This window comes from Kitasatospora sp. NPDC127035 (assembly GCF_042726075.1).
Taxonomy (GTDB): Bacteria; Actinomycetota; Actinomycetes; order Streptomycetales; family Streptomycetaceae; genus Kitasatospora.
Genome location: NZ_JBHXDN010000050.1, coordinates 42712 through 59212 on the forward strand (window position 1 = coordinate 42712; position 16501 = coordinate 59212).

Genomic DNA, 16501 nt, shown 5'->3' on the forward strand with positions numbered 1-16501 from the left:
TCCGGCCCAGCGGCGTCCCTCCCGGGGCGTACCGCCCGCCCGTCCTTCCCCGTCGGCGCCCGACCGGTCAGACACCGAAGGGCCCCTGACCGGTCCGGTCGCTGGGCCGTCCGGGTGCACCGGTCGACCCGTGCGGCGGCGGACGGACCGGATCCGCCCGCGGTGCGGGAGGGTGCTGCGGGGGGAGATGCCCCCGGGGTGAGGACCACGAGGAGCAGGATGGGGACACCGGCGCCGGCCCCGGCGGTCGTGGTGGTGATGGGTGTCGCCGCCTCGGGGAAGAGCACCGTGGGCCGCCTGCTCGCGCGACGCCGGGGAGTCCCGTTCGTGGAGGGCGACGACCTCCAGCCGGCCGGGAACATCGCGCGGATGTCGGCCGGCGAGGCGCTCGACGACGAGGACCGCCGGCCCTGGCTCCAGGCCCTCGCGGCCCGGGTCCGCGCGGCGACGGAGCGCGGGGAAGGGGCCGTGATCGCGTGCTCCGCCCTCCGGTACGAGTACCGGCGGCTCCTGCGGGCGGCCGGGCCCGGCGTGTGGTTCCTCCACCTGGCTCTGGACCCGGCGGTCGCACGGACCCGGATCGCCCGGCGGACCGGGCACTTCATGCCGCCCGCCCTCCTCGGCTCCCAGTACGACGCGCTGGAGCCGCTGCGGGAGGACGAGCCCGGGCTGACCGTCGACGCCGCCCTCGGCCCCGAGGCGATCGTGCTCCTGGCCCGGACGGGTGTCGCGGAGTTCGAGGCCGGGGGACCGCCCGACTGATCGGGCGGGCCCCGGCCTCGGCGGCGGCCTAGGGGCCGGGCCCGTCGGCCGCCGGCGCGTCGGGGAGCGCGTCGGGGAGCGCGTCCCGGGTCTGCCGTCCCCCGAGACCCTGGGGGTCGGCCGTCCGTGCGCGGGCGCGGCGGGGGGCGTCGTCGAAGCCCCTCTCGACCGCGTCGCCGAGGAGGCGGAGTTCGGTGCGGAGAGCGGGCCGGCAGGTGTCGGGCAGCGCCGCGAGGAGGTCTTCGAGGAGGGACCGGAGCCGCCGGCAGACCTGGACGGAGCTCGCGCCGTAGTCGCGGATCTCGGTGACGCCGAGTTCGAGGTAGTCCTCCCAGGACCGGTCGGGCAGCACGAGGCGCGGCCGGCCGCGGTCGTCCGCGAGCACGTAGTGACCGCGCAGTCCGACGCGGCCGACGGCGTGCAGGAACGCCTCGATGTGGTTCAGCACCTGGACGGCGGTGGTGGGGTCGTTGACGGCGGGGGAGAGGGCGCGGATGGCGATGTCGACGAGGATGCGCAGGGCGAAGGCCGGGTCCTGTTCGATGGTCCGCTCCGCGCCGAGCGCGAGGAGGCCGGTCACCCGGCGCGGGTCGGGCGCGGCCGCGCCGCCGTGGACCCGGACGACGGTGGCGCCGGGCGGCACGAAGTCGCCGACGGGGGCGGCCAGGACGAGGACGCAGTCGTGCCGAGCCGCGAGCTCGACCATGCCGGGCGCGTCGAACGCCTGGATGACCCCTCCGCGTTCCGAGCGGACGAGCACCGCCGGGCCGTCGGCCGGCGGCGTCCCGCCCGGTAGCGCGGACGCCCGGAGGCGGGCCGCCGCGCGGTCGAGGACCTGTTCGCCCTGGCGCCCCACGATGTCGGCGATGGCCACCGGCCGCAGGTTGTGGGTGAAGCGGTTGAGGTAGATCAGCAGGAGCAGGAGGCTCACGGAGACGGCGACACCGGCCAGGGTCACGCCGAGGTTCGGCACGGAGTCGGTCTCGATGCTCCGCAGCAGCGTGTACGCGAACGCGAAGGTGCCGGTGAAGGTGGCCAGGACGGCCTTCTGCAGCCGGTCGCGGTACCAGAGCCGCATGTAGCGCGGCGAGAGCGTGCCGGTGGCCTGCTGGATGACGAGGACGCCGATGGTGACGACGAATCCCAGCAGCGCGATCATCGAGCCGACCACCGAGCTGAGGACGGTGCTCGCGGTCGTCGCGGAGTAGTCCCAGCTCTTCGGCAGCCAGGGCGCGCCGTCCACGGCCGCCGCCGCCTCGGCCAGCGCGACGCCGAGGACGAGCCCGAACAGCGGGACGATCCACAGGCTCGCCTTGGCGTACTGCCGCAGCCGGAACCGGGTGGCCCAGGACATCATGCGGGACCCAGCAGCACGGTGGTGTCGCCGGTCATCGCGGTTGTCCTCTCGATGGGTTCCGGGGCCCGTGGGATTCAACCGCGTCGACGAGTCCCGCAGCCGCCCGACGGGGCCGGACGCGGCCTCCGCCACCTGATCGGCCCTGCGGACGTGCGCCCCGCGGACCGCGGGTGCCGCGGCCGGAGGGTGTCGCCGCCCGCCCGGGACGGTAGGCCGTTCGGGTGCTTTCGATTCGGCTCATGAGTCCCGGGCGCGACTCCCGGCCCGGAACTGGTTGAGTCGCCGACATGAGCAAGAGTGACGTCGGGGCCCTGTTCGGCAACCGCTTCCTGACCGTGCCCGCCCCCTCGGAGACCTTTCCCGAGACGGGCATGACCGCGACGGACGCCATGCGGCTGGTGGACGAGGACCTCGTCATGGAGGGCGACCCGCAGCGCAACCTCGCCACGTTCGTCACCACGTGGATGGAGCCGGAGGCGCAGCGGATCATCGCCGAGAACCTGCACCGGAACTTCATCGATCACGCGGAGTACCCCATCTCCGCCGAGATCGAGCAGCGCTGCGTGCGGATGCTCGCCGACCTCTTCAACGCGCCGGGCAGGACCACCGGATGCCGGACCCAGGGCTCGTCCGAGGCGATCATGCTCGGCGCGCTGTCGCTGAAGTGGAAGTGGCGGGAGCGCCGCAAGGCGGCCAACCTGTCGGTCGACCGGCCCAACCTGGTCTTCGGCGGTGACGTCCACGTCGTGTGGGAGAAGTTCTGCCGCTACTTCGACGTCGAGCCGCGGATCGTGCCGCTCGCCGAGGACAAGTACACGATCGGCCCGGAGGACGTCGAGCCCCACCTCGACGAGAACACCATCGGCGTCGTCGCCGTCGTCGGCACCACCTTCACCGGCCACAAGGACGACGTCGTCGGGATCGACGAGCTCCTGCGCGGGATCCGCAGGAAGCGGGACCTCGACATCCCGATCCACGTCGACGGTGCCAGCGGCGGCTTCGTGTGGCCCTTCCTCTACCCGGACTCGAAGTGGGACTTCCGGCTCGAACAGGTCCGGTCGATCAACGTCTCGGGACACAAGTACGGCCTGGTCTACCCCGGCATCGGCTGGCTGGTCTTCCGCGAGGAGTCGGACCTGGCCGAGGACCTCGTGTTCTACGAGAACTACCTGGGCAAGACCGACGCGACGTTCACGCTGAACTTCTCGACCGGCGCGTCGATGGTGCTCGCGCAGTACTACAACTTCGTGCGGCTGGGCCGTCAGGGCTACACCTACGTCATGGAGACGATGCAGACGAACGCCCGCGCGTTGGCGGACAACCTGCGGGACAGCGGCCGGTTCGAGGTGATCGGCAGCGGTCTCGAACAGCTGCCGCTGGTCGCCTTCCGCCTCGCCGGCGAGCACTCCTACGACGAGTCCGACATCGCCTGGCAGCTCTCGGCCGAGCGCGGCTGGATGGTGCCGGCGTACACGCTCCCGCCCAACGCGGAGCGGGTGAAGATCCTGCGGGCCCTGGTCAAGGAGACCCTGAGTCGCGGTCAGATCGACCGCCTGACCCAGGACATCGCCGATGCGTGTGCCACCCTGGACCGCAAGGGGGCGACCACCGAGGTCGAGCGGGCCCAGGTCAAGCGCGGCAGCGGCTACTGACGGTCGCGGCCGGCGCCCTTCCGGGCCGGGTGACAGGGCGGCTCCCGCCGGCCGTCCTCCACGCCGGCCGTCCTCCACGACGCCCGGCGCCACGCGCCGACGTCCGGCACGGTCCGGCGACCCGGTCCGGGCGGGGCCGGTCTTCGTGAACGGCTGCCGGCGCCGGTGAGCCGCTGACATACTCGGCCCATGCCTGAAGAGGTGCGGAGGCGACGTCCCGCCGTTGAGGCCGCAGGCCGATCGGACGCGGTGGGGGTGACCGGCCGGCCGGCGCCCGTGGTGCTGCCCCCGGCGCTGCGCGTGGGGCTCGGGTCGATCGCGGCCCTCGCCGCGCTGGTGGTCGTCCTGCTCGGGATCCGGTACGGCGACGCGGGCGGGCCCGGCAGGGCGGACGCGTGGATCCTGACGGCGGTGGACGGCGCGGGGCCGCCGTGGCGGTACGTAGCACTGGCGACGGACTCCCTGGGGGAGCCGGTGGGCGCCGCGACACTGGTCGCGGCACTCGTGACGGGCTGCCTGCTGCTTTGTCGACCTCGCGCGGCGGTGTTCCTCGTCGTCGGCGTCGGCATCTCCGTGGGCGCGACGACGCTGCTCAAGCACCTGGTGGGACGCACCATCCACGGCGGGTACCTGTCCTACCCGAGCGGCCACACCGCCTTCGCCACCGCGCTCGCCCTCGTGGTGGCGATGCTCGCGACCCACGGCCGGCACCCTGCTCGTGCTCGCCGCGGCGCTGGTCGCCGGCGCCGCCATGGGCTGGGCACAGGTCGCGCTGGGCGCGCACTACCCGACCGACGCCCTCGGCGGCTGGTGCACCGCGCTGGCGGTGGTACCGGCGACCGCGTGGGCGGTCGACCGGGTGGCCGAGGTCGCCCGGCGGAAGCGCAACCGACGCCACGTCACGTCGCTGCCCGAGACGTGACGCCCCGTCACGCCAGGCGCCGGAAGACGGGCTTCACCGGCCGCCCGGCGAACCAGGGGGCGGGGTCGCCGGCGTCCAGCGCCTTCCGGTACACGGCACAGGCCCCCGCCACCACGTCGACGGTGCGGTCGATGTCGGCGTCGTCGAGCGCGCTGCTCACCACGAACGACGGTGCCAGCACCCCGCCCGCGAGGAGCCGGCTCAGGAACAGGGTGCGGTACTGCTGCGACGGCTGCCGGTCCTCGTCGAGGGTGGCGAAGACCAGGTTGCTGGCCCGGCCCCGGAGGACGAGGTGGTCGCCGACGCCCGCACCCGCGGCGGCCTCGCGGACACCGGCGGCCAACCGCTCGCCGAGCGCGTGCAGCCGAGCGGTGATGCCCTCCTCGACGTAGGTGGTCTGCACGGCCATCGCGGCGGCCAGCGCGTGCGTTTCCGCGCCGTGCGTGGTGGACAGGAGGAACACCCGGTCGCCGGAGTGACGCAGCCCGCCCCGCTCCATCAGGTCGCGGCGCCCGGCCAGGGCGGAGACGGCGAACCCGTTGCCCAGGGCCTTGCCGAACGTGGAGAGGTCGGGGACGACGCCGTACAGGCCCTGGGCGCCCGCCTCGGACCAGCGGAAGCCGGTGATCATCTCGTCGAAGACCAGGACGCAGCCGTGCCGGTCGGCCAGCTCGCGCAGGCCGGCGAGGTACCCGGGCGGCGGTTCGGTGTGGCCGGCGGGTTCGAGGATCAGACAGGCGATCTCGTTCGGGTACCGGGTGAGCAGTTCCTCCGTGGCGGCCAGGTCCCCGTAGGGGAACGCCACGGTGAGCTCGGTGGTCGCGGCCGGGACACCGGCGGACATCGGTGTGGTGCCGATGAACCAGTCGTCGACGGAGAAGAACGGATGGTCGCCGCAGAGGGCCACCCGCGGGCGCCCGGTGACGGCGCGGGCGAGTCGCACGGCGGCGGTGGTGGCGTCGGAGCCGTTCTTCGCGAACTTCACCATCTCGGCGGTCGGCACCGTGGCCAGGAAGTGCTCCGCGGCCTCGACCTCCAGGACGGACGGCCGGACGAAGTTGCTGCCGCGGTCGAGTTCCCGCCGCACCGCCTCCAGCACGCGCGGGTGGGCGTGGCCGAGGCTGACCGACCGCAGGCCGGAGCCGTACTCGACGTAGCGGTTGCCGTCGACGTCCCACACGTGGGCACCGCGGCCGTGGCTGATGACCGGGGCCAGGTTCTCGGGGTACTGGTCGTCGCCCTTGGCGTAGGTGTGCGCGCCCCCGGGGACCACGGCGTGCAGCCTCTCGTTCGCCGTCCGCGACCGCGGCAGGCTGAACCCGTCGGCGTCCTGCGGGCCCGAGGAGCCCCGCGCACCCCGGGCGTCCTGGCTCTGCTCGGTGCTCACGCCGACCGCCCCTCGTGCCGCAGGACCTCGGCGAGGCTCGGCGCCTTCCGGTCCCGCTCGGACACCGACACGGCGGGCAGCGGCCAGGGGACGGCGAGTTCCACGTCGTCGAAGGCGATCGTCACGTCCTCGGCCGGATCGTGCGGGCGGTCGATCCGGTACGAGACGTCGGCGGTGTCGGTCAGGGCCTGGAACCCGTGGGCGCACCCCGCCGGGATGTACACGCTCACCTGCGTCTCGCCGCTCAGCTCGAAGAAGGCCTGGTTGCGGTAGGTCGGCGAATCCGGGCGCAGGTCCACGACGACGTCGAAGACCTTCCCGTAGGAGCAGCGCACCAGCTTGGCCTCACCGGCGCCGGAGCGCAGGTGCAGGCCGCGCAGCACGCCGCGGACCGAGCGGGACACGCTGTGCTGGACGAAGGCGGCCGGGTCGAGGCCGACCGAGCGGACCACCTCGGCGTCGAACGTCCGGCAGAAGAAGCCGCGTTCGTCGGCGTACGGCGTCGGTTCGAAAAGGTACGCGCCGGCGATCGCCGGGACTTCGGTCGCCTTCATGGGGCCTCCCGTGGTGCGTGGTCGTGGGTGTGGTCGTGTGCGTGGGTACGGTTCTGGTCGTGGGCGTGGTTCTCGGCGTGGTACGGGTCAGGGGCGTCGGAACGGGAGCGGGCGTGGCCGGCCGCCGGGAAGAGGGCCGCCGTCAGGGCGCTGAACTGCTGTTCCAGCTCCCGGCGGGCGGTCAGGTTCCGCTCGGCGAGGGTCCGCCGCAGCTCCGGCGACTGCTTCTCCAGCGCCCGGAACTGCTCGATCAGCCGGTCGGCGTCGACCTCGCGGGCCGGGTGGCAGTACTCGTCGAGCCCCATCCGGGCCATCAGCGCCTCGCTCTTCGCCGCGTAGCTCAGGGCGAGCGTCGGCGTGCCGGCCTTCAGCGCGCAGATCAGGTTGTGGTACCTGGTCGCCACCACGGTGTCGGCGGCGGCCGTCTCCCTCATCAGGTCGGCCAGTGAGGCCGGCGAGGCGGCGGTGAGCAGCGGCGAGTTCACCGCGTCGAGGATCGCGGCGACCACCGGCCTGTCGACGTCGTCGCCCATGAGCAGCCGGACCCGTCTGCCGTCCTCGACCAGCGCGCGGACGAAGCGGGTCGTCCCGTCGAGGTAGCGCCGGTGGATCTCCTCCGCCCGGGCGCGGTCGTCGTTCCCGCCGTGGAAGGCCATGACGCCGACGCAGACCGGGCCCGGTGCGCCGTCGTCGGGCGCGGCCGACGACGGCGCCGGCAGGGAGAAGGCGAGGTCCGGGTAGACCTCGTCCCGGCCGGTGTCCACGCCCATCGCCCGCATCGCGTCGCGCGACGGGGCGTCCCGGTACGACCGGTACGCGGCCAGCCGCGCCGACCAGCGCACCAGGGCCCGGGTCGGCCGGCTGCGGATCTCGGCCGCGCCGACGCTGACCAGCGCGACCCGGGTGCGCAGCAGCCGGCCGCTCGCGCAGAGCAGGAACAGCGCGTACGGGAAGCCCCACGGCCGCAGCGGAAGGGTGGCCTCCAGGACGCCCATGCCCGGCACGATCACCACGTCGTGCCGGCGCACCCAGGCGGCGGTGCGGACGGCGTCGACGAGTTTGCCCGCGCCCTTCGCCGCGATCGAGCCCGCCCGCGACGCGGTCCGGTACTCGCCGCGGTTCCAGTGCAGCCGGGTCGCGGGGATCCCGAACCGGGCCGTCACGGCCTCGGGCCCGCCGCACAGCGCGTCCACGACCGCGTCCGGGTGCGCGGCGCGCAGGTACCCGAGCACGGCCTCCAGCGACCCGTCGTTGCCGAGGTTGCCGGAGCCGAGCAGCCCGAACACCCCGACCCGCACCGGGCCTTCGGCCGCGGACGTCATGGCCGCCGCCCCTCGCGGCCGGCGACGACGGCGTCCACGGAGACGGCGAGCCGGTCCGGGTCGACCGGGGTGCGGTCCTCGACCCGCTCGCCGGCGCCCGGCCGGGCCCGGCTGGTCGCCCAGGCGGCGAGGTGGCCGTAGCACGCGCGCCGGTCGGCCGGGGAGAGCGGCACCCGCCGGATCGTCGCGACGAAGCCCCAGACGTACTCGGCGAGCAGCCGGGGCGTCGGGTGCAGCGGTCCGGCCCGGCGCGGGTCCAGGTTGACGCACCGGGAGCGCTTGGAGGGGTTCGCCCGCTCGGCGCGGGTGGGGTGGTCGCGGCGGAAGTACAGCAGCTCCGGCACCTGGTGGAAGCGCCCGCGCAGGCCGATCTCGGCGACGAACGTGCGGTCCGCGTGGTGGTAGCTGTCGAGCGGCTTGACCCGGCGCAGGACGTCGGCCCGGATCACGCCGTAGAAGTCGTCGCCGCCGGGTTCGAACAGCATGCTGCGGAAGCGCTCCGGCGCGTGCGGCGAGGCGGTGGCGAGCCCGTACTCGTAGGGGACCTTCACCCGGCCGTCGCCGTCGATGACCGCCTGGTCGGCGTGCGCGAGGATCACGTCCGGCCGCTCGTCCAGCGCCTCCACGCAGCGCAGCAGCAGGTCCCGGGCGTACAGGTCGTCGTGCGAGGCCCACTTGAACAGCTCGCCGCGGCACTCGGCGAACACGTGGTTGTGGTTCGGCGAGGCGCCGATGTTCCGGGGCAGCCGGAGGTAGCGGATGCGGGAGTCCCGCGCGGCGTAGCGGCGGCAGATGTCCTGCGTCGCGTCGGTCGAGGCGTTGTCGGAGATGATCAGCTCGAAGTCCTCGTAGGTCTGGCCGAGCAGGGCGTCGAGGGACTCGGCGAGGTACTCCTCACCGTTGTAGACGGGCAGCCCGATACTCAATCGGGGTACGGCGGTCATGGAGTCCTCACTTCGGGGGTGTCGTCCTCTACTTCGGGGGAGGGGGCTCGGTGGTGCTCGTGCAGGGCGGCCCTCAGCTGCCACCACCACACGGCCGAGCCGCAGGCCGTCGCGGTGGCGACGCCCCAGGCGGAGCCGGCGGTGCCGGCCAGGGCGGCTCCGCCGAGCCCGCCGCCGAGGTAGCAGGCGGAGGCGAACAGCTGGCAGCGCAGGCTGCGCCGGGCCGCGGCGAGCGCGCGCAGCCCGGCCGCCGCGCCGCTGCCGAGGCCGGCGCCGGCGACGCCGAGGGTGGCCGGCACGATGAGCTCGGAGGACGCGTGCCAGACGTCGCCGAGGACGAGCTCGCCGATCCGGTCGGGCATCAGCAGCAGGGCGGCGCCCCACAGCAGCGCCGCGACGGCCTGGCCGCCGCCCAGCCGGAGGCAGAACCCGCCGAGCCGGTGCGGTGCCTGCCGCAGTACCCGGGCCGCCTCCGCCACGGTGACCAGGGACAGCCCCATCAGCAGGGCGAGGAAGGGGCCGAGCAGGAGCTCGGCGCCCCGGACCGTCCCCACCGCACCGACCCCGACGATCGCGCCCAGCCCGTACGCCCGGAGCTGGCCGGCGGCGCTGAGGCTGACGTTCTCGGCCAGGTACCGGGTACCGAGGTCCCGTTGCTCGCGGAGCCACCCGCGGGCCGCGGTCACCCGGGGCCGGATGCCGGACTGGAGGAAGCCGTACCCGGCGGCCACCGCGGCGGCGGCGCCCCAGGCCAGCAGGAAGGCGGCCACGGTGTTCACGCGCGCCGCCACGACCATGGCCGGGACGAGCGCGACGGCCTGCACCAGGTCGTTGGTGAACGCCTTCCGCCCCGCGCCGGCGGCGAAGAACGCGAACCGCCGGGAGTCCTGGAGCAGCAGCGCCGGCAGGGCGGCGCCGAGGCAGACGAACGCGGGCCCGATCCGACCGCCGAGGCCGAGCCCGGTGAGCAGGCAGACGGCGCCGAGGGAGGAGCCGATGACGAGCGCCGTCCCCGACGACCGGGCCGCCGCCGCACGCCAGACCGCCTCCGGCACGCCGCTGAACCGCACCACGAGCGGGTCCGTGGCCAGCCCGCGGGCGACGTTGAGCACCAGGCCGTAGGTCAGCCATGCGAGGCTGAACACGCCGAACGCCGTCACCCCCAGCGAGCGGGCCACGAAGGCGCCCACCGCGAAGTTGGTCATGCTGGAGACCGCCTGGTCGGCCAGCCCCCAGGACAGCCGGCCGGCGATGCCCCGGCCGGCGGCCCGCCCCGGCGGGCCCGGCGGCGCCGTCGTCTCCGTCCCCTCGGCGGTCATCGGCGTCATGCCTTGATCAGCCCGGCGCCGTGCAGGGCGTCGGCCGCGGCGGCGACGGTGTCGAACGGCAGCCCGGACCGCTCGGCGACGTCCAGCAGACTCTGCTCGCCGTCGGAGAGGCTGAGCACCCAGAGCATGGCCAGCTGGGCCTGCTTGGCGTCGCTGCGGCCGCCGAGCGAGTCGTACAACCCGCGCCGGCCCAGGTGCGGTTCGCCGTACGGGCTGAGGTTGAGGTACCGCCGGTTGCGGTCGAGGACGGAGAACGCCTCGCGGCAGACCGCGAGGGTGTCCGCCAGCGCCTCCGGGGAGACGAAGCCCGGGTTGTCCGCCGAGGTGTGGTACTCGGGGTACCCGGCGTACGGGGTCCGGCTGAGCGAGCCCACGCCGAGGTCGAACCCGGGCGAGCAGTACTGCCGCTCGTCGTAGCCGTACGGCGTGAACCCGTTGACCTGGTGCGGTCGTTCGGTCGCGTTCAGGACGTGCCGCAGGACCCGGTCGATCTCCGCGTCGCCGCGCCGGCTCTGCTTGTACGTCAGCTTGCCCCGGTCGCCGGCGCAGGCCAGCACCAGCCCGTGCTTGACGCGTTCCACCCGCTCCGCGTTGCGGGCCAGCCAGGTGATCGCCCCGATGGTGCCGGGCGCGAAGATGAACCGGTAGGTGTAGTACGGCGTCCGCTCCGCCAGCTCCCGGGCCAGGAAGATCGCCACCGCGACGCCGGCCATGTTGTCGTTCGCCAGCGACGGGTGGCAGACGTGGCAGGAGACGATCACCTCGTCGGTGACCTGCCCGGGGACGACGTGCTCGGCGTAGGTGAGGTGGCCGTCCGCGAGCGTGGAGTCGATGCGCACCTCGTACTCGCCGTCCGGCATCGCGTCCAAGGTCTCCTGGGCCAGGCAGAACCCCCATTGCGGCGTGTAGTAGCTGGTGCGGTACGGCACCCAGGTCGGGTGGTCGGGCAGCGTGTGCAGGTGTTCGCGCAGCTCGGCCAGTGGCACGGTCGCCGCCACCGGGACGCTGTAGCCGAGCACGTGCAGGTTGGACGCGGCGAAGTCGACGACCCGGCGGCCGGTGGCGTCGGCGATGTACGCGTCCCGGATGTTCCACTCCTGCGGCACCGTCCAGTCGAGCACCCGTGTCCCGGTCGGCACCTCGTGCACCTGCAGCGGGAGGTACTCGCCGACGATGTCCAGGGTGGCGCGCACGCCGTCGCCGGTGATGCTCCGGCAGATCGGGTACAGCCGCTCCACCAGCGCGTGCATCCGGTCGCCCGCCGTGGTCACCGGCGCCACCGCAGGGTGTCGTCGACGGTGCCGGCGTCGGCTGCCGCGCGCAGCACGGCCAGCCGGGTGAAGCGTCGCTCGAAGTCGTCCCGGGTCAGACCGAACTTCTGGTAGGCGTCGGCGAGTTCGAGCGCCCCCCGCTTCACCGTCCACTCGCAGTCGAAGCCGGGCAGCGCGGCGCGGAACCGGGAGAAGTCCACCCGGTAGGACCGCGGGTCGGCACCGTTCTCCCCGGTGATCACCACCTTCGCGCCGGACACCGCCTCGGCGACCTGTTCGGCGATCTCGGCGACGGTGACGTTGTTGGTCTCGCTGCCGATGTTGAACGCCCGGTCGTGCACCGCCTCCCGCGGCGCCACCAGCGAGGCCGCGAAGGCCCGCGCGATGTCGGCGGCGTGCACCAGCGGGCGCCAGGGCGTGCCGTCGGAGAGCACCAGCACCTCGCCGGACAGGAGCGCGTGGCCCACCAGGTTGTTCAGCACGATGTCGGCGCGCAGCCGGGGCGAGTAGCCGAAGGCGGTGGCGTTGCGCAGGTACACCGGGCTGAAGTCGTCGTCGGCCAGCGCGTGCAGGTCGTCCTCCACCCGCACCTTGGACTCCGCGTACGGGGTCACCGGGCGCAGCGGGGCGTCCTCGGTGACCAGGTCGTCGCCGCCGGCGGCACCGTAGACCGAGCAGGTCGACGCGTACAGGAAGCGCCGCACCCCGGCGTCGCGGGCCAGCCGGGCCAGCCGCACGGAGGCGTGGTGGTTGATGTCGTAGGTGAGGTCCGGCGCCAGCGAGCCCAGCGGGTCGTTGGACAGCGCGGCCAGGTGGATCACGGCATCCACCCCGGCCACGTGGTCGGCCGTGACGTCACGCAGGTCCACCCGGTGACCCGGCGGGTCGGCGGGCGTCGGGCCGAGGACCGAGTCCGCGAACAGGCCCGCGTCCAGCCCGACGACGTCGTGCCCGGCGGCCGCGAGGACCGGGGCCATCACGGTGCCCAGGTAGCCCTGGTGTCCGGTCAGCAGTACGCGCATGGTTCATCCCCCCAGATTGAGAGTGAGCTTGGTGACGGCGAACGCCTCGGCGTAGCGCTCGTGGCATTCGATGCCGCGGATCCGCGCCAGCCCGAGGAAGGCCTCCCGGTCGTACCAGGGCCGGTGCCGTTGCGACGGGTAGTGCTCCTGCAACAGCCGCACCTTCTCCTCGGCGACCTCCGGGGAGAGCGGCTGGTAGGCCGTGGGACGGCCGAGGTCGGCGTCCCACTTGACGATCTCGTAGCCGAGCACGAGGTGGTCGCGGAACGCGGTGGTCACCAGCCGCGCCAGGCCGCGGTGGTCCTGGTGCGCGTCCTCGGTGCGCGGTGCGAGGACCAGGTCCGGCTCGCTCCGCCCGCGCAGCTCCTCGACCGCGGCCTTGGCCTCGTCCCAGTGCGCGGGCAGCCGGCCGTCCGGGAGCTTGAGCACGGTCAGGCGCAGGTCGGCGTCCGGGCAGAAGGCGGCGAGCGCGTCCCGTTCCTCCTGCTCCCGCTCGCCGCCACCGCCGGAGAGCACCAGCGCGTCGACCCGCAGGCCCGGCCGCGCGCGGCACACCGTCAGCAGCGTGCCGCCGGCGCCGATGGCGATGTCGTCGCAGTGCGCCCCCACCGCGACGACCCGGTCCGGGCGCCCGGACCCGAGCCGGATCACGCGGTCCTCGCCGCGCCGGTGGTCCCGCCGCCGCCCGCCCCCGCGGCGTCCCGCTCCCACACGGCCCACGGGCGGTCGCCCCGGGAGTAGGCGAGGTCCAGCGCGGCCCGCTCCTTCACCGTGTCGGTCGGCTTCCAGAAGCCGCGGTGCTGGTGGGCCACCAGCCGTCCGCGCTTGGCCAGTTGGGTGCAGCCGTCGGCGACCAGGTCCCCGTTCTCCGGGATGTGGTCGAAGACCTCCTGACGGAGCACGAAGTAGCCACCGTTCTCCCACAGCGGCAGTTCGCTCACCGCGGTGATGCCCCCCACCAGGCCGCCCTCGCCCAGCTCCACGCAGTGGAACGAGGATTGCGGCGGCACCACCATCATCGACGCACCGGCGTCACGCCGGGAGAACGAGTCGATCATCTCCGGCAGCGGGGCGTCGGTGAGCACGTCGGCGTAGTTGGCGAGGAACATCTCGTCGCCGTCCAGGTGGTGCCGCACCCGGCGCAACCGCTCGCCGATCGGCGACTCGATGCCCGTCTGGGCGAACGTGATCGTCCAGGAGGCGATGTCGGTGGACAGCAGCTCGGTCTGCCCGCCCCGCAGCACGAAGTCGTTGGACGTCGTCTCCTCGTAGTTGAGGAAGAAGTCCTTGATGTGGTGGGCCCCGTACCCGAGGCACAGGATGAACTCGGTGTGCCCGAAGTACGCGTAGTAGCGCATCACGTGCCAGATGAGCGGCCGCGGGCCGACCATCGCCATCGGCTTGGGCACGTCGTCGGAGGCTCCGCTGCGCATGCGCAGCCCGTAACCGCCGCAGAACAGGACGACCTTCACGGCTTGACCTCGACAATGCTGAGTTCCGGGATGGGGAAGACCAGCCGGCCGCCCCAGGCGTGCACGAAGGACAACTGCTCGACCAGCTCGTCCCGCAGGTTCCACGGGAGGACGAGGACGTAGTCCGGCCGGTCGGTGGCGATCTGCTCGGGCGGCAGGATCGGGATGCGGGTGCCCGGGGTGAACCTGCCGTGCTTGTAGGGGTTCCGGTCGACCGTGTACGGGAGCAGGTCGGGCCGGACACCGCAGTGGTTCAGCAGGGTGTTGCCCTTGCCCGGGGCGCCGTAGCCGACGACCGTCTCGCCACGCTCGGCCGCCTCGACGAGGAAGCGCAGGAGGTCCCTGCGCACCTTCGCCACCCGGGCGGAGAACTCGGTGTACCCGGACAGCTCCCGCAGCCCCGCGGCCTTCTCCCGGTTCAGCACGTCGGCCACCCGCCGGCTCGGCTCGCCGGCCACCTCGGCCGGCCGGGCCCACAGCCGGATGGAGCCGCCGTGCGTGGGCAGCAACTCGACGTCCACGAGCGTGAGTCCGCCGCTCTCCAGCGCCCGGGCCGCGGACGCGACCGTGTAGTACTGGAAGTGCTCGTGGTAGATCGTGTCGTACTGGTTCTCCTCGATCAGGGTCAGCAGGTGCTGCACCTCGACGGAGACCCAGCCGTCGTCGGCGACCAGGGCGCGCAGGCCCCGGGTGAACCCGACCACGTCGGGGATGTGCGCGTACACGTTGTTGGCGACGACCAGGTCCGCCGGGCCGTGCTCGGCACGGACGGCCGCACCGGTGGCCGGGTCCAGGAACTCCGTGAGCGTGGGCACGCCCGCGTCCCGCGCCGCGGCACCGACGTTCACCGACGGCTCGACGCCGAGGCAGCGGATGCCCCGGTCCACCACGTGGCGGAGCAGGTACCCGTCGTTGCTCGCGACCTCGACCACGAAGGAGTCGGGGCCGAGGCCCAGCCGCGGCACGGCCTCGGCGACGAAGGTGCGCGCGTGCTCCACCCAGGAGGTCGAGTACGAGGAGAAGTACGCGTACTGCGTGAACGTCTCCTCCGGCGTGATCAGCGGAGGGATCTGCGCGAGCCAGCAGTCCGTGCAGACCCGCAGGTGCAGCGGGTACGTCGGTTCCGGCCGGTCCAACTGGTCCGCGGCGAGGAAGCTCTCGCACGGCGGGGTCGCCCCCAGGTCGACGACGCTCCCCAGCGCCGTCGAGCCGCAGAGTCGGCATCGTGTCATCTACTGCCCCCATTTCCTGCTCGCGCGGGTGTCCCGCCGCGAGCCAGCGTTCGTCCTCACCACCGGCGGCGCGCCGTCCGCGCCGCCGGCCCGCCCCGCGATCGCGGCGCGGTACTCCTCCACCAGGCGCTCCAGTCCGACCGCCGGACTGAACGCCTGGTCGTAACGGTGCCGGGCCGTCCGGCCCATCTCCCGGTTGCCGGCCGGATCGGCCGTGACCCGGCGAAGGCAGGACGCGAGCGAGCCCGCGTCCCCCGGCCGGTGCAGCAACCCGGTCAGCCCGTCCTGCACGAGCTCGACGAAGGCGCCGTGACCGGCGGCGACGGCCGGGACCCCCGCCGCCATCGCCTCCGCGACCACCAGGCCGAACGTCTCCATGGACATCGACGGAGCCACCACCGCGACCGACCGCGCGACGGCCTGCCGGCACTGGGCCGGGTCGTACAGGCCGGCGTAGCGCACGTCGGCCCGGCCCGCCGCCCACGCCGTCACCTCGGCCTCCAGCGGCCCCGCGCCGGCGAGCACGAGCGGCACGCCGACCCCGCCCTCCGCGGCGAGCGCGTCCCACGCGGCCATGAGCAGCCGCACGCCCTTGGACTCCGTCAGCCGGCCGAGGAAGAGCAGGTGCTCGCCGGTGTCCGCCCGGCCGGTGCCGGGGTCGGGCACGAAGTTGTGCTTCACCACCAGCCGTTCGGCCGGCATGCCGGACCGCACCAGGATGTCGCGCTGCGCCGCGGAGATGCAGAAGAACCGCTCCACGCCGGACCACCACCGCCGCCGGTTGACCGCCAGGCTGACCGCGAGCGGCACCGTCGCGAGCCGGGAGTTCCGGTAGCAGCCGTGCCGGACGGCGGGCAGCGAGGCCCGCGTGCCGACGCACTCCGTGCACGCCCCGCCGTCCCGGTGCAGCGTGCCGGGCGGGCAGACCTGGGTGTAGTTGTGCAGGGTGGCGACGACGGGCACACCGGCGTCGGCGCAGGCGGCGATCACCGCCGGCGACAGGAGCGGGAAGACGTTGTGGACGTGCACCACGTCCGGCCGATCGGTGCGGAGCCGGGCGGCGAGCTCCGTGCGGACCGCCGGGTTCCACGGCACGAGGAGCGGCACCGCGGCCTTGCCGAGCAGGGACCGCGCGGCGATCTCGTCGCTGCGCCGCTCGAACACGTCGACCCGGTGGCCGGCCGCGCGCAGCAGCCCCACCTCCTCGTCGACGACCCTGTTCTCGCCGCTCGGCTGCGCCGAGGAGTAGCGGTTGTGCACCACGAGGACGTGCATG

The 16501-nt window shown here is 73.9% G+C and carries 14 protein-coding genes and 1 pseudogene; 3 read left to right on the forward strand and 12 right to left on the reverse strand.

Annotated features, from left to right (window positions below):
- The first annotated feature begins 219 nt into the window (after window positions 1-219).
- A complete protein-coding gene (locus ACFWIC_RS28665; protein WP_329952856.1) occupies window positions 220-762 on the forward strand; it encodes a gluconokinase in 543 nt (180 codons plus the stop codon).
- A gap of 28 nt (window positions 763-790) precedes the next feature.
- On the opposite strand, the gene ACFWIC_RS28670 is transcribed toward ACFWIC_RS28665, so the two are convergent.
- Window positions 791-2119, reverse strand: coding sequence for a DUF2254 domain-containing protein (locus tag ACFWIC_RS28670; protein WP_380520344.1), 1329 nt, complete (start codon window positions 2117-2119; stop codon window positions 791-793).
- Between the two features lie 287 nt (window positions 2120-2406).
- On the opposite strand from ACFWIC_RS28670, the gene ACFWIC_RS28675 reads away from it, so the two are divergent.
- Together ACFWIC_RS28675 and ACFWIC_RS28680 are read left to right on the forward strand one after the other, a co-directional pair.
- Window positions 2407-3771, forward strand: a complete 1365-nt coding sequence (locus tag ACFWIC_RS28675; protein WP_329881628.1) for a glutamate decarboxylase — start codon at window positions 2407-2409, stop codon at window positions 3769-3771.
- A 255-nt stretch (window positions 3772-4026) separates the two neighbouring features.
- A pseudogene (locus ACFWIC_RS28680) lies at window positions 4027-4693 on the forward strand (phosphatase PAP2 family protein).
- A gap of 7 nt (window positions 4694-4700) precedes the next feature.
- Here ACFWIC_RS28680 and ACFWIC_RS28685 read toward each other — a convergent pair.
- Genes ACFWIC_RS28685 through ACFWIC_RS28735 form a run of 11 tightly spaced genes read right to left on the reverse strand, consistent with a single transcriptional unit; the run spans window position 4701 to window position 16500 of the window.
- Window positions 4701-6080 carry a glutamate-1-semialdehyde 2,1-aminomutase gene (locus ACFWIC_RS28685; RefSeq protein ID WP_380520345.1) on the reverse strand — a complete coding sequence of 460 codons (1380 nt, stop codon included), beginning with the start codon at window positions 6078-6080 and terminating at the stop codon, window positions 4701-4703.
- Window positions 6077-6634: a dTDP-4-dehydrorhamnose 3,5-epimerase gene (gene rfbC / locus ACFWIC_RS28690; protein ID WP_329881629.1), complete on the reverse strand. Its 558-nt coding sequence runs from the start codon at window positions 6632-6634 to the stop codon at window positions 6077-6079. Before rfbC ends, ACFWIC_RS28685 begins: the two co-directional genes overlap by 4 nt.
- Window positions 6631-7956, reverse strand: coding sequence for a polysaccharide pyruvyl transferase family protein (locus ACFWIC_RS28695; protein WP_380520346.1), 1326 nt, complete (start codon window positions 7954-7956; stop codon window positions 6631-6633). The genes rfbC and ACFWIC_RS28695 overlap by 4 nt, the downstream gene beginning before the upstream one ends.
- Window positions 7953-8900 (reverse strand): glycosyltransferase family 2 protein, encoded by a 948-nt coding sequence (locus tag ACFWIC_RS28700; protein ID WP_329881631.1) that lies wholly within the window; start codon window positions 8898-8900, stop codon window positions 7953-7955. Before ACFWIC_RS28700 ends, ACFWIC_RS28695 begins: the two co-directional genes overlap by 4 nt.
- Window positions 8897-10219 carry a hypothetical protein gene (locus tag ACFWIC_RS28705; protein ID WP_380520358.1) on the reverse strand — a complete coding sequence of 441 codons (1323 nt, stop codon included), beginning with the start codon at window positions 10217-10219 and terminating at the stop codon, window positions 8897-8899. The genes ACFWIC_RS28700 and ACFWIC_RS28705 overlap by 4 nt, the downstream gene beginning before the upstream one ends.
- A gap of 5 nt (window positions 10220-10224) precedes the next feature.
- Entirely contained in the window at window positions 10225-11508 is a 1284-nt protein-coding gene (locus ACFWIC_RS28710) for a DUF4910 domain-containing protein (protein WP_380520347.1), read from the reverse strand.
- Window positions 11496-12521, reverse strand: coding sequence for an SDR family oxidoreductase (locus ACFWIC_RS28715; RefSeq protein WP_329952860.1), 1026 nt, complete (start codon window positions 12519-12521; stop codon window positions 11496-11498). The genes ACFWIC_RS28710 and ACFWIC_RS28715 overlap by 13 nt, the downstream gene beginning before the upstream one ends.
- 3 nt (window positions 12522-12524) lie before the next feature.
- Window positions 12525-13172 carry a PIG-L family deacetylase gene (locus ACFWIC_RS28720; RefSeq protein WP_329881634.1) on the reverse strand — a complete coding sequence of 216 codons (648 nt, stop codon included), beginning with the start codon at window positions 13170-13172 and terminating at the stop codon, window positions 12525-12527.
- Window positions 13169-13993, reverse strand: a complete 825-nt coding sequence (locus ACFWIC_RS28725; protein ID WP_380520348.1) for a glucose-1-phosphate cytidylyltransferase — start codon at window positions 13991-13993, stop codon at window positions 13169-13171. Before ACFWIC_RS28725 ends, ACFWIC_RS28720 begins: the two co-directional genes overlap by 4 nt.
- Window positions 13990-15225 (reverse strand): class I SAM-dependent methyltransferase, encoded by a 1236-nt coding sequence (locus ACFWIC_RS28730; protein WP_380520349.1) that lies wholly within the window; start codon window positions 15223-15225, stop codon window positions 13990-13992. The genes ACFWIC_RS28725 and ACFWIC_RS28730 overlap by 4 nt, the downstream gene beginning before the upstream one ends.
- Entirely contained in the window at window positions 15226-16500 is a 1275-nt protein-coding gene (locus tag ACFWIC_RS28735) for a glycosyltransferase (protein WP_380520350.1), read from the reverse strand.
- Window position 16501 lies beyond the last annotated feature (1 nt).